Below are 12,292 nucleotides of genomic sequence, written 5' to 3' on the forward strand. Positions count from 1 at the left end.
GACGACTTTATTAAAAAAACTCGACCCCTTAACCCGGATAAGGCACCATTTTCGCACAATCGCAATAACAATTGGCATCTGTTAGATTAAACTTTTTCAAAAAGTACTGGTAAAAACCAATCCGATCTTTCATTGCAGCAACATCATTTCCTTTATTACATTCTAATGCCCCGTTTACAATATTAATGGTCATACCAAAGCCTGGTTTATATCCTTTTTGCGATTCCGCTGTGGATGGTTTCCATTTTCCGGTAATAACATCATGGGGAGATGGCTTTGCCCCTTGTGGTATCATCCAGAAATAAATTGCGGTTTCAAAGGCAGTTACCGGATTGGTATTTAACAAATCAGGGTTCTTAAGTAAAATATTTTTATTGCCAAAAATACAATCTGATGCAAACCCATAATTGCTATTGTAACTGAGCTGAATAGGGCCACGGCCATAATATTTTTTCCCGGCTACGGCAGGGTAGGTTACATTGGCAACGGTGTAATTGGCGTTAGTATCCAATTCGTGGTTAAGCATTAAACCATCATTGTATTTATTATTGATGCCGTTCCTGGTTTCATGAGCAATATGGGCGAACAAAGCAGCAAGTTCTTTTTTGTTTACATTAATGTTTTTTGAAGTGCAAAATTCGGCATAATCAACAGTTGAAATGCTGTAAGGCTTTGCTTTTGCCCAGGTTTCGTTCCAGTCTTTATCCTGCCTGATCACCGTTTCTTTATTGTTTCTTTTATCTGTCCTAGTGATTTTATAAATCCAGTCGCCCCGTTTTTCGATCTTGATTTTGATAAAAGATATTTCAGAAATAGCTTTGGCAAATGAAGCATAGCTGTAAAATTTGTTTCGCTGAGGGAAAAAGCTGTTAAATTCTTTTTCTGAAAAATAACCTGGAACAGCTGAATTTGCCCTGGTGAAGCAAACATTAAACAAGCATAACGTTAAAATTAGAATGGTGCTCAATTTGTTTTTCATAATAAATCATATAGGTATGTGCTATCTAATTTAACAAAAAACCTCATGTATTTTGCAATACATGAGGTATCAGATAAGGGTAACCGGAAAACTAAAAAACTAATTATGAGTTTTTAGAATTTAACAAAATTGAAATCGCTTCGTGTTTTGTTATTTCAAAGGTGCACTTCATTTATGAAGTTTTAGTGAAGAAAACTTCAGCTTACCGATATCGCTTTACTTATGTTACAATTAATAGTCTAAAGTCTTTGCCAGGTCAGATTGGCTCCTTTTATGCTTTTCAGTTAAAACAATATATGCGCTTCAGCTATTTATTAGGTATATAAAATTCCTGATTTAAAAATATCCACATGAGTAAAAATGTTGCAGAACAACTGGTTGAAATGCTGGTTGAGGTTGGTGTAAAAAGAGTTTATGCCGTTACCGGAGACAGTTTAAATTATTTTAACGATGCAGTAAGAAGAAACGGTAAAATAAAGTGGATCCACGTCCGCAATGAAGAAGCTGGTGCTTTTGCGGCGGCAGCAGAAGCTGAACTTGACGGGATTGCCTGCTGCGCCGGTAGCTGCGGACCAGGACACGTGCATTTAATTAACGGCCTTTACGATGCGCACCGCTCTCATGTTCCGGTAATCGCCATTGCCTCAACTATACCAACAGGCGAATTTGGAATGGACTTTTTTCAGGAAACCAATACGATAAAATTATTCGACGATTGTAGTTACTATAATCAGGTGGCCACCACTGCCGAGCAGGTACCCAGAATGTTTCAAACGGCTGTTCAACACGCCATCCATAAAAAAGGTGTTGCCGTATTTGGTTTACCTGGCGATGTAGCACAACTGGATGCCGTAGAAAGTGTAACATCAATGCAGTTGTTCAATAATAAACCCGTAATCCGGCCGTCAGATTTTGAATTAAGTGAATTATCTTCTTTGCTTAACAGCGAAAAGAAAATTATGCTTTATTGTGGCATAGGCGCTGCTGATGCACATGATGAAGTAGTAGAACTTGCCTCTAAATTAAAAGCGCCGGTGGGATTTTCGTTCAGAGGAAAAATGGGTATCCAATATGATAATCCTTATGAAGTAGGTATGACGGGGCTTTTAGGGCAGCCTTCTGGTTACCATGCCATGCACGAAGCCGATGTAGTGCTTTTATTAGGTACCGATTTTCCATATGTAAACTTCATGCCGGTAAAAAATAAGATTGTTCAGATTGACGAAAAACCTGAACGATTGGGCAGACGGGCGAAGCTTACAATGGGTTTATGCGGAAACATCAGCGATTCGATTAAAGCATTATTACCGCTGATTACCGAAAAGAAAGATGATAGTTTTTTAAAATCTCAACTGGAGTTTTACCAGAAAGTGAAAGAGCAGCAACAGGTTTATGTTAAAGATCAGGGAGAGGAAAATAAAATCCAGCCCGAATTTGTAGCTGAAACCCTTAACCGTTTAGCTGCAAGCGATGCCATTTTTACGGTAGATACCGGGATGTGCTGCGTTTGGGGAGCACGTTTTATAGATGGAACAGGTAAACGGAAAATGCTGGGTTCTTTTAATCATGGCTCTATGGCCAATGCGATGCCAATGGCAATAGGGGCTGCATTGGCCCATCCGCAACAGCAGGTAATTGCACTTTGTGGTGATGGAGGCCTGTCGATGCTTTTGGGCGATCTGGCAACCATTAAACAATATAATCTTCCTGTAAAACTGATTGTTTTTAACAACAGGGCTTTAGGAATGGTGAAACTGGAAATGGAAGTTGATGGTTTGCCTGATAATGAAACGGATATGATTAATCCGGATTTTGCTTTGATTGCGCAAGCCATGGGCTTTAAAGGAATAACGGTTGCTAAACCCAAAGAGGTGGAAACAGCAATTAGTCATGCATTAAGTGAGGAAGGACCTGTACTGTTAAACATCATGACCAATCCTAATGCTTTGGCGATGCCACCCAAAATAGAATGGGCACAAATTAAAGGAATGACCGAATCTATGGCCAAATTAATGCTGGGAGGTAAAATGAGTGAGGTTTTGGATACGATAAAATCGAATTATAAACATTTGGGGGAGGTTTTGTAAACTAAGACGTCATCTCGACTGAAGCGCAGCGAAATGGAGAGATCTACCTCGAAACAGATCTCTCGACTACGCCATGCTCCGCTCGAGATGACGAATTGCTTATAAATTTCCGCGTAATTCCTGTTCGCGTTCTAAAGATTCGAAAAGTGCTTTAAAGTTACCGGCACCAAAGCTTTGCGCGCCTTTACGTTGAATAATTTCAAAGAAAAGGGTAGGGCGGTCTTCAACCGGTTTGGTGAAAATCTGTAAAAGGTAACCTTCTTCATCGCAATCAACCAAAATGCCCAGGCTTTCCAATAAAGATATTTCTTCGTCAATCTTGCCTACGCGCTGCGGCATCATATTATAATAAGCTTCTGGCGGGGCGCTTAAAAATTCTACACCACGGGATTTTAGTTCCTTAACTGTTTTAACAATATCTTTTGTTGCTACCGCAATATGCTGAACGCCTTCACCTTCATAATATTCAAGGTATTCTTCAATCTGCGATTTCTTTTTCCCTTCTGCAGGCTCATTAATCGGGAATTTTGAGTAACCGTTACCATTGCTCATCACCTTGCTCATTAAAGCAGAATATTCGGTGTTGATTTGTTTATCATCGAAAGACAGGATATTTACAAAACCCATTACATCCTCATACCATTGAACAGCCTCGTTCATGCGGTTCCAGCCCACATTACCCACGCAATGATCGATATACAAAAGGCCTGCATCTGCCGGCTGATAATCGCTTTCCCAAACGCGATAACCCGGCATAAATGTTCCGCTATAATTTTTACGCTCAATAAACATGTGCACCGTTTCGCCATAAGTGTAAATACCACTCATTTTAACTTCACCATGTTCATCTGTTAAGGTTTTAGGCTCCATATACGGTTTAGCACCGCGTTTTGTGGTTTCTTCGAAGGCACTATAGGCATCATCAACCCAAAGGGCCAGTACTTTTACTCCATCGCCATGTTTTTTTACATGTTCCGAAATGGGATGGTCAGATTTTAAAGCCGTGGTTAAAATTAACCTGATTTTCCCCTGTTGCAATACGTAAGATGATCGGTCGCGCACGCCCGTTTCTGGTCCGGCATAAGCCAAACTTTGAAAGCCAAATGCGGTTTTATAGTAATGTGCGGACTGCTTGGCATTGCCTACATAAAATTCGATATAATCTGTTCCGTTAATAGGAAGAAAATCTGGTGCTTTAGAAATCTTTTCTGCGAATGTTTGTGTTTCCATTTGTTTGTTGTTAATTAAGTCCGAGGTCGGAGGTACGAAGTCGGAGCTTATTGTTAATATGTTGTTAATGTTGAAAGGTTGAATGTTGTAAAGTTTAAATGTTGTGAGGTTGAATGTTGGTTAATTAACCACCATCTGTTCCTTTGCACTTTATCTTCGGACTCCGGACTTCCGACAAGTTATTCTACGTTAATCTGCCAGCTTTTATGATAATTTTCGTCCTCAATATCCAAGGCATCCTGTGTAAGCATTAGCGGTTTAAAAGGATCGATCATCACGGCCAGTTCATCTGTTTTCTCTTTTCCTATTGATTTTTCCACTGTTCCCGGATGTGGTCCGTGGGGGATGCCGCCCGGGTGTAAGGTAATCTGTCCTTTAACTACACTTTTGCGGCTCATAAAATCGCCATCAACATAGTAAAGCACTTCATCACTATCAACATTGCTATGGTTATAAGGTGCCGGAATAGAATCGGGGTGATAATCGTATTTGCGTGGTACAAAAGAGCAAACTACAAAGTTGTGCCCTTCAAAAGTTTGGTGTACCGGAGGTGGTTGGTGTAAGCGACCAGTTATTGGCTCAAAATCGTGAATCGAGAAAGCGTAAGGATAATGATAACCATCCCAGCCTACATAATCAAAAGGATGGGTACCGTAAGTATATGGATATATTAAACCCTGTTTTTTTATCAGAACCTTAAAATCGCCGTATTCATCATGGGTTTGCAGGTTTTCTGGTAATCTTAAATCGCGCTCACAATAAGGCGAATGCTCCATTAACTGTCCAAACTGGTTTAAATATCTTTTTGGCGGTCTTAACGGACTAAAACTTTCTACAATAAACAATCTGTTCTGTTCATTATCAAATTCCATCTGGTAAATGGTTCCCCTTGGAATAATCAGGTAATCGCCATAGGCAAACTTAATTTCTCCAAAGCCGGTTTTAAGCTTTCCAGATCCTTCGTGCACAAAAATCATCTCATCAGCCTGGCTGTTTTTATAGAAATAATCGGTCATCGATTTTCTGGGGGCGGCCAAAACAATATGCAGATCGCTGTTAACCAAAACCGGTTTACGGCTTTTCAAAAAATCATCCTCAGGTTTAATTTTGAAACCGATTAAACTGGTGTGTTTCAAATGCTTCTCGCGGGCAATTTTTGGTTCAACACTATAGGGTTCGCCCAAATGTTTTACAATGGTTGGCGGGTGGCAATGATAAACCAGCGAATATAAACTGGAAAAACCTTCGGTTGATACCAATTCTTCGGCATAAAGATTTCCATCAGGTTTACGGAAAACCGTGTGGCGTTTAGCTGGAATTTGCCCTAATTTGTGATAAATAGGCATAATTAAATGATGTTATGGTTAGAAAGAAAAAAATCCTAAAGAATAAACAATCCTAACGCAAATGCGTTTCGATTAATAAGAAAGAGTAAATAAATTACAGAGAATATTGCGCCATGATCAGCTTGGAAAGCATCTTATAACGACGTGCCGCAATGGCGTCGTTTACTAGATTAATATGTAATGCTTTTAAGATCATGGTTTTAATGCAGCCAAGGTAAGTATTTTATTTAAAAGTTGAAATTTTAATTATCTTTAATTACTTACTTATAGCACTATCTTAATGAAATTTATTTTTACATCCTTATTTTTTTTAGCGTTATGCGCTACTGGTTTTGCACAGCAAAGGGCTAAGTATAATATCCGGGTTGTATACCGTAGCGGAAATGCGGTGAGAGGAGCTTTTTATGCTGCATCTGATAATAGCTTAACTTTAATCAGAAACCGGAGGGATACTTTGAAGCTCAGCGCCGATAGCATCAGTGCGTTGTATATCCATCGCAGGGGGCTCGTAGCGCCACTGGCTATTGCCGGAGGTTTAACTTTTTTTGTACTGGCGGCTAAAAGCGATAAACTGGTAGAATCAATTGTGCTTATTGCCGCAGGGGTACCTGCAGGTGTATCCGGCGGATTATTGATTGGTGGCCTGCTTTCCAATAAAAAACATTACAAACAGCTTCAGCCAAAAGATTTTCCGGTAATAAAACCAACCCTTCAACAATACACCGTGTTAAAATAATCCGTACTAAGTTTTATTTTGAATAACCTAATTGCTTAGCTTTACCGCGTATTTAACCAAATGATATATGAAACTTGTATCCTATAAAACCGAAGACAGAGAGCATCTTGGTGTGTTTGTAAATGGACATATCTATAACTTAAATAGCTGCGATAAGCTTATTCCTGATAACATGAACGAATTTTTGCAGGGAGGAGAGGTGTTGATGGAAAGGGCGAAAAGTATTGATGATCAGATTAAAGAAGGAAGCCTGGAAGCCAAAGAAGAAATTTTTTACGAAATTTTGGCTCCGGTTCCGCACCCTACAAGTTGCCGTGATGGATATGCTTTCAGGCAGCATGTTGCAGCAGCGCGCAGGAACCGCAAGGTTGATATGATTCCGCAGTTTGATGAATATCCGATCTTTTATTTTACCAACCACAATGCCATTCAGGGTACAGGCGAAATTGAATGCATGCCCGATCATTTCGATAAACTTGATTTTGAACTCGAACTGGCTGTAGTTATCGGAAAAAAAGGTAGAAATATTAAGGCTGCAGAGGCCGACGAATATATTGCCGGTTATATGGTAATGAATGATATGAGTGCCCGCACCTTGCAGATGGAAGAAATGCTGTTGAATTTAGGCCCGGCAAAAGGAAAAGATTTTTCTACCGTAATTGGTCCCTGGCTGGTTACGCCGGATGAATTGATCCAGTACAAAGTTGCCCCTAAAGAAGGCCATGTGGGTAATACTTACGATCTTAAAATGACCTGCAGGGTAAATGGTATCGAAGTATCAAAAGGAAATGCCGCCGATATGGACTGGACTTTTGCCGAAATTATTGAACGTTGCGCTTACGGTGTAGATATCCTTCCGGGAGATGTAATTGGTTCTGGAACAGTAGGAACAGGCTGTTTTTTAGAACTGAACGGTACAGGTTTGCTTAACGATCCTGATTATAAAGTACAGTGGTTGCAGCCGGGCGATGTGGTAGAGATGGAAATAACAGGCCTGGGTGCACTAACGAATACGATTACTAGGGCTGATACAGATTTTTCGATTTTGGGGTTGAAGAAAAAGTAAAATAAACTGAATAACAGTTTAATGAAATGACCGTCATCTCGACTGAAGCGCAGTCCCGAACTTTCGGGAGAGAGATCTATAATAGATTTCTCGGCTTCGTTGCACTTCGCTCGAAATGACGGTAACTCAAAATGACGGACTCTCTTTATTTTAATCTCGGTTCTTAACCTTTATCAACCCTTAACCTAACAAACCCGTGCTAACCCTAAACACTTCCCATTTAACCCCTGTAGAACTCCAGAACTACCTGCAGTATGCCATTGCTCCGCGGCCAATTTGTTTTGTTTCAACTATTGATGCCGAAGGGAATATCAATTTAAGTCCTTTCAGTTTCTTTAATATGTTTAGCACCAATCCGCCGATTTGTATTTTTTCTCCTGCCAGGAGGGTGCGCGATAATACCACCAAACACACTTTAGAGAATGTTCACCAGGTAAAAGAGTGCGTTATTAATATTGTAAATTACGATATGGTACAACAAATGAGCCTGGCGAGTACCGAATATGCAAAAGGGGTAAATGAGTTCGAAAAAGCCGGTTTTACCATGATGAAATCAGACCTGGTTAAACCACCAAGAGTTGCAGAAGCTCCGGTACAGTTCGAATGTGTGGTGAACGATGTAATTCCGTTAGGAGACAGCCACGGAGCAGGAAACCTGATTTTGGCAGAAATAAAAGTAATCCACATCAATGAGGAAATTTTAGATGAAAACGGTAAAATCGATCAGGCGAAAATTGATCTGGTAGCCCGTTTGGGGGGCGATTGGTATTGCAGGGTTACAAACGATAATTTATTTAAAGTGGCAAAACCCCTGGCAAAATTAGGGATTGGTGTAGACCGCCTGCCGCAATCAGTCCGCTTTTCTAAAGTATTAACCGGCAACGATTTGGGCATGCTCGGCAATGTTGAACAAATACCTACTGATGAAGAAATTGATCTGATCAGTACGAATCCCGAAGTTAAAGAAATCCTCGATGCCACCATCGGCGACAGTACCAACCGTGAAAGGGAACTGCATGAACTTGCAAAGAAATTTCTGAACAGCGGGGAGGTTGAACTTGCTTTAAAGATTGTTTTGCTTTAAATTTATTAAGAGGTAAGTATTTACTATATTAGTACTAAATCTATAGTTGTATGGATAATTTTTCGTTGAATGAAAAGTACATTGCAGTGCAGGATCTCCTTCTATAATCGATTCTGATAAAATAATTCAGTGTACAACAGATGAAATTTCCAAATTATGTCAAAAGAGCCGTCCATACAACATATAATTTATAAATCTAATTACCCTATTAGCATTTATTTACTTATTTTTCTACCTATTTTAATCACTCTGCTTACCGTTCTTTATCGTGCCAATTTTTTTGCATTGTTAATTTACTTGCCGATTTTCGTCATTATATTTTATATATTTTTTTCACGGTATGCTGCCAGGGTTGAAATAAATAATAAATTTGAAATGAAAGTATATTATTTTTTTCCATGGAATAAAAACTTTAGCATAAATCTGTCTGTCATTAAAAGTTTTGATTATGCAAGAGGTTTTTATGATCCATTTGATGATAGACGATTAGGCTATTTTGGTTTTTTAAGGAGATGTTATGATCTGATAATGTTGTCGGCAAATGATCGGAATATTCAAGAAGAGTATAAAGTCAACTTTATAATGGGAGCCTTTAAAAAAGTTATTAATATTTTAAATAAAGAGGCAAAAATTGATCTTATTAAATTAAAGAGTTCAGAAAACATAATTTGGTAATTTTCCAGCCATGCATACAATTGTTCAGGTAGACCAGTACATTATTAATTCGGCAGAATTTGCCATTCCGATTTTGGATCATTTAAGAAATCTGGTTCATAAGGCCGATGCGAGGATTGAAGAAAAAATTAAATGGGGAATGCCTTTCTTCGATTATAAAGGCACGGTTTGTCACATGGCCTCTTTTAAAAATCATTGTGCCTTTGGCTTCTGGAAAGGCTCGTTAATGAAGGATGAATATGAGATTTTCAAGGAACGTTCTCAAGCAATGGGCCTGTTGGGCAAAATAACATCTTTTGAAGATTTACCTTCAGACGAAATCCTGATTGCTTACATCCAGCAGGCTATTCAATTAAACGAGGATAATGTAAAACTGCCTCCAAAGCCAAAATCTGCGGGGAAAAAAGAGTTAATCATTCCTGAATATTTTATGAAAGCTTTAAGTGAGGTTCCTGAAGCCCTGGCTGTATTTCAGAATTTTAGTCCATCCAATAAAAAAGATTACATTTTATGGCTGGAAGAAGCAAAAACCGAAGCTACTAAAATAAAAAGAATGGAAACTACTTTAGAATGGCTTGCAGAAGGTAAAACGAGAATGTGGAAATATAAAAAGTAATTAGAGGATACTCACAATTTTCATGAAACGGGCTTTATAATGGCCATCAAGATCGGTAATGGTTACCTGATGTGCTTTACCCGAAGATGCATGGATAAATTTGATTCCGTTTTCATCAATAGAATAAACAATACCGACGTGGCCAATTCTTCTTACTCTCGAATTACTCCCGGTAAAAATCAATACATCACCTACTTTTGCATTTTCCAGGCTGGTTTCTTTACCCGCATAGCTAAACTCGCGTGAAGAACGCGGAACCTTAAAACCAAAATTACTAAATACGTAGCTTACAAAACCAGAGCAATCGAAACCAACTTTAGGGTTGCTGGTGGCATAACGATAGGGAATACCTAACATGCTTTTGGCAAAATCGATCAGTGAAGTTGAACTTGTTGAGGAGTGGTTTTCGGTAACCGTTACATTTTTTGGAAGATTGGCAACCAATTGTTTTACCAGTTCCTGGTATTGTGCGGGTAGGATGGTTTGGGCTTTTCCTGCGGTAGCAGACAAAATGAAAAACGAAATGACAAATATTATTTTCTTCATATGTTGGAGCCAAAGATATAAAAAATATCTAAAGTGAATTAAAATGTTGAAAATGAGTTAAAACAAAAAAGTCTAAGCTGTTCGCTCAGACTTAGATTAAAATATTTGGCTTCGATTAAATACTTGGAAAAATGGTTTGAGCTTTGTTACCAAGTAATGGCAAGGGCTTTTGTTCACCATTATTTGCACTTACAGCACCTAGAATGATCAAAATGATGTAGGCAATGTAAACTACATAACTTAAATATCCAAATAAGGCAGTTGGCACGATCATAATCAATATGGTTACTGCAATGTTAAGTACAATAATACCCAGATGTAGTAATAATGACTGCCTTAAATGATAACTCGATAACGCTGTTTTATTTTCTTTGTACATCGCAAAGTAAGATATTAACCAACCAATAAGGAAAATGTAACTTACCACGGCAGCGCTTTTTCCACTATCGGGTGCTTTAAAAGATGAATTTGTTTCAAAAGGAGAATTTGTTTCCATAGATTTTTTTTTAGTTTTTCAATTACTGCTGTAAATTACTAAAAATAATCCTATTATGGTGTAGTAACTGCTACAGGCAAAATTTTGCCATTGAAAAACTTCTGTCCGGTTTTTGCAAAATCAGCCACATATTTCCCCATTTCGAAAGCCATCACCGGACTTTGGTAACCTGGAAAAGCAGTTTCAAGCATTTCAGTTTGTGCCGATCCTAAGGCCAGGCAATTGATCTTGATCCCGGTTTCGGCCAGTTCGAAGGCCAAACATTCGGTTAAAGTATGTAATGCTGCTTTACTGGCTGAGTAAGCAGAAAGGCCGGGAAATTTAACACTGCCCTGAAAACCACCCATACTACCGATGTTAACAATATGGCTTCCGCTTTGCATTAAAGGTAAAAGGTTTTGGATCATCCTGAAATGAGATATTACATTGCTCTGCAACATTTCGCCCAAATCAACCTCTGTGGTTTCTAAAAAGGGTTTATTAATTAAAGCACCGGCATTATTAATCAGGATATCGATTGTACCCAGGCGTTCTTTTAAAAAAGGAATCAGGGCAGCGTAATCGTCGTTTACGATGTCAAATTCTACCGGTAAAAGTGTACAATCGGGATTAATGCCGCGGGCAATTTCCAGCAGTTTACGCAATTTATCAGCCGAACGGGCAATGGCAACAATCTTGTTCTCTTTCTGTAAGCTAAATTCTAAAGCAGTTTCGAAACCGATTCCGCTACTGGCACCTGTAATTATAATGTTCATTAAAAAATGTTAAAAATTGTTGTAAAGTTAAAAGGTTGAATTGATAAGAATCAAACGCTTTTATAAAATTATTGGATTAAAAAGTTCGACATTTCCATCCACTTTTTCAAAGTCAGCAATGTTATTTGTTAAGAGTTTTCCATTCATTACTTGTGCTGTGGCATAAATAATGGCATCAGGCAACTTTATCCGATTGACTTTTCTTATGGCAATAGTTGTGTTTACTACGGCATCATTCAACGGTATAATGTTTAAGGAATCGATTAATTCATTGATATACTTTTCTTCCAATTTATTTTTAAATGCATATCCAAGTAATTCCATCTTTGAGATTATGGAAATTGAATATGTCTTGTTTTCTGCAAATACTTCCTCGGGAGCTAAAAGTTTTTTAGATAAGTAGATAACAATATTCGTATCAAATATTACGTTCCCATTCATCTCTTAAATCACTTTGCCATTTAGATGGATCCTTAATATCGTTGAACATTAAATTTCCTTCTATATTATCAATTGCTTTTTTTAATTTCTGATAAGATCCCCTTGGTTCCTCAACCATATTTGGCTGATGGGTTTTGATATCAACATCTCCTACAAAAGATAATGCCTTGAGCATCTTTTCAAGAAGCACTGCATTTTGTTCGTTATCTACTTGTACTGTGATGGTTGTCATAAT

At 38.4% G+C, this 12,292-nt stretch carries 14 protein-coding genes; 6 read left to right on the top strand and 8 right to left on the bottom strand.

Annotated features, from left to right (window positions below; all coding sequences use genetic code 11):
- Positions 1-28: 28 nt before the first annotated feature.
- Positions 29-979, bottom strand: coding sequence for a chitinase (locus ABD769_RS03255; RefSeq protein WP_344849362.1), 951 nt, complete (start codon positions 977-979; stop codon positions 29-31).
- Between the two features lie 350 nt (positions 980-1,329).
- On the opposite strand from ABD769_RS03255, the gene ABD769_RS03260 reads away from it, so the two are divergent.
- On the top strand, positions 1,330-3,066 hold the full coding sequence (locus ABD769_RS03260) for a thiamine pyrophosphate-dependent enzyme (RefSeq protein WP_344849364.1): 1,737 nt from the start codon (positions 1,330-1,332) through the stop codon (positions 3,064-3,066).
- 99 nt (positions 3,067-3,165) lie between these two features.
- On the opposite strand, the gene hppD is transcribed toward ABD769_RS03260, so the two are convergent.
- Together hppD and ABD769_RS03270 are read right to left on the bottom strand one after the other, a co-directional pair.
- The gene (gene hppD, locus ABD769_RS03265) at positions 3,166-4,296 is read right to left on the bottom strand and encodes a 4-hydroxyphenylpyruvate dioxygenase (protein WP_344849366.1); all 1,131 of its coding nucleotides are present in this window, start codon (positions 4,294-4,296) and stop codon (positions 3,166-3,168) included.
- 179 nt (positions 4,297-4,475) lie between these two features.
- A complete protein-coding gene (locus ABD769_RS03270) occupies positions 4,476-5,642 on the bottom strand; it encodes a homogentisate 1,2-dioxygenase (protein ID WP_344849368.1) in 1,167 nt (388 codons plus the stop codon).
- A gap of 280 nt (positions 5,643-5,922) precedes the next feature.
- Here ABD769_RS03270 and ABD769_RS03275 point away from each other — a divergent pair, with 280 nt between their 5' ends.
- The 5 genes from ABD769_RS03275 to ABD769_RS03295 all read left to right on the top strand — a co-directional run bounded on the left by ABD769_RS03275 (position 5,923) and on the right by ABD769_RS03295 (position 9,819).
- Positions 5,923-6,378 (top strand): hypothetical protein, encoded by a 456-nt coding sequence (locus ABD769_RS03275; protein WP_344849370.1) that lies wholly within the window; start codon positions 5,923-5,925, stop codon positions 6,376-6,378.
- Positions 6,379-6,445: 67 nt separating this feature from the next.
- Positions 6,446-7,444, top strand: a complete 999-nt coding sequence (locus tag ABD769_RS03280) for a fumarylacetoacetate hydrolase family protein (protein WP_344849372.1) — start codon at positions 6,446-6,448, stop codon at positions 7,442-7,444.
- A 196-nt stretch (positions 7,445-7,640) separates the two neighbouring features.
- A complete protein-coding gene (locus ABD769_RS03285) occupies positions 7,641-8,528 on the top strand; it encodes a flavin reductase family protein (RefSeq protein WP_344849374.1) in 888 nt (295 codons plus the stop codon).
- Positions 8,529-8,684: 156 nt separating this feature from the next.
- Positions 8,685-9,203: a hypothetical protein gene (locus ABD769_RS03290; protein WP_344849376.1), complete on the top strand. Its 519-nt coding sequence runs from the start codon at positions 8,685-8,687 to the stop codon at positions 9,201-9,203.
- Between the two features lie 10 nt (positions 9,204-9,213).
- Complete coding sequence (locus ABD769_RS03295; protein WP_344849378.1) at positions 9,214-9,819, top strand: YdeI/OmpD-associated family protein; 606 nt, start codon at positions 9,214-9,216, stop codon at positions 9,817-9,819.
- Here the strand turns inward: ABD769_RS03295 and ABD769_RS03300 are convergent, their stop codons facing one another.
- The 5 genes from ABD769_RS03300 to ABD769_RS03320 all read right to left on the bottom strand — a co-directional run bounded on the left by ABD769_RS03300 (position 9,820) and on the right by ABD769_RS03320 (position 12,289).
- Positions 9,820-10,365 (bottom strand): C40 family peptidase, encoded by a 546-nt coding sequence (locus ABD769_RS03300; protein ID WP_344849380.1) that lies wholly within the window; start codon positions 10,363-10,365, stop codon positions 9,820-9,822.
- A gap of 115 nt (positions 10,366-10,480) precedes the next feature.
- A complete protein-coding gene (locus ABD769_RS03305) occupies positions 10,481-10,861 on the bottom strand; it encodes a magnetosome magnetite crystal formation protein family (RefSeq protein WP_344849382.1) in 381 nt (126 codons plus the stop codon).
- A gap of 53 nt (positions 10,862-10,914) precedes the next feature.
- On the bottom strand, positions 10,915-11,616 hold the full coding sequence (locus tag ABD769_RS03310; protein WP_344849384.1) for an SDR family oxidoreductase: 702 nt from the start codon (positions 11,614-11,616) through the stop codon (positions 10,915-10,917).
- Between the two features lie 60 nt (positions 11,617-11,676).
- Positions 11,677-12,057, bottom strand: coding sequence for a type II toxin-antitoxin system VapC family toxin (locus tag ABD769_RS03315; RefSeq protein ID WP_344849386.1), 381 nt, complete (start codon positions 12,055-12,057; stop codon positions 11,677-11,679).
- Positions 12,035-12,289 carry a hypothetical protein gene (locus tag ABD769_RS03320; RefSeq protein ID WP_344849388.1) on the bottom strand — a complete coding sequence of 85 codons (255 nt, stop codon included), beginning with the start codon at positions 12,287-12,289 and terminating at the stop codon, positions 12,035-12,037. The genes ABD769_RS03315 and ABD769_RS03320 overlap by 23 nt, the downstream gene beginning before the upstream one ends.
- Positions 12,290-12,292 lie beyond the last annotated feature (3 nt).

Origin of the sequence: Pedobacter jeongneungensis (assembly GCF_039538295.1) — a bacterium.
GTDB lineage: Bacteria > Bacteroidota > Bacteroidia > Sphingobacteriales > Sphingobacteriaceae > Pedobacter > Pedobacter jeongneungensis.

What these genes read in the sequence shown, in the direction of transcription:
- ABD769_RS03320 (WP_344849388.1), bottom strand. Translation starts at nt 12,289, where the DNA reads ATGACAACCATCACAGTACAAGTAGATAACGAACAAAATGCAGTGCTT.
- ABD769_RS03295 (WP_344849378.1), top strand. Translation starts at nt 9,214, where the DNA reads ATGCATACAATTGTTCAGGTAGACCAGTACATTATTAATTCGGCAGAA.
- ABD769_RS03305 (WP_344849382.1), bottom strand. Translation starts at nt 10,861, where the DNA reads ATGGAAACAAATTCTCCTTTTGAAACAAATTCATCTTTTAAAGCACCC.
- ABD769_RS03255 (WP_344849362.1), bottom strand. Translation starts at nt 979, where the DNA reads ATGAAAAACAAATTGAGCACCATTCTAATTTTAACGTTATGCTTGTTT.
- ABD769_RS03260 (WP_344849364.1), top strand. Translation starts at nt 1,330, where the DNA reads ATGAGTAAAAATGTTGCAGAACAACTGGTTGAAATGCTGGTTGAGGTT.
- ABD769_RS03290 (WP_344849376.1), top strand. Translation starts at nt 8,685, where the DNA reads ATGTCAAAAGAGCCGTCCATACAACATATAATTTATAAATCTAATTAC.
- ABD769_RS03270 (WP_344849368.1), bottom strand. Translation starts at nt 5,642, where the DNA reads ATGCCTATTTATCACAAATTAGGGCAAATTCCAGCTAAACGCCACACG.
- ABD769_RS03275 (WP_344849370.1), top strand. Translation starts at nt 5,923, where the DNA reads ATGAAATTTATTTTTACATCCTTATTTTTTTTAGCGTTATGCGCTACT.
- ABD769_RS03315 (WP_344849386.1), bottom strand. Translation starts at nt 12,057, where the DNA reads ATGAATGGGAACGTAATATTTGATACGAATATTGTTATCTACTTATCT.
- ABD769_RS03310 (WP_344849384.1), bottom strand. Translation starts at nt 11,616, where the DNA reads ATGAACATTATAATTACAGGTGCCAGTAGCGGAATCGGTTTCGAAACT.
- hppD (WP_344849366.1), bottom strand. Translation starts at nt 4,296, where the DNA reads ATGGAAACACAAACATTCGCAGAAAAGATTTCTAAAGCACCAGATTTT.
- ABD769_RS03280 (WP_344849372.1), top strand. Translation starts at nt 6,446, where the DNA reads ATGAAACTTGTATCCTATAAAACCGAAGACAGAGAGCATCTTGGTGTG.
- ABD769_RS03300 (WP_344849380.1), bottom strand. Translation starts at nt 10,365, where the DNA reads ATGAAGAAAATAATATTTGTCATTTCGTTTTTCATTTTGTCTGCTACC.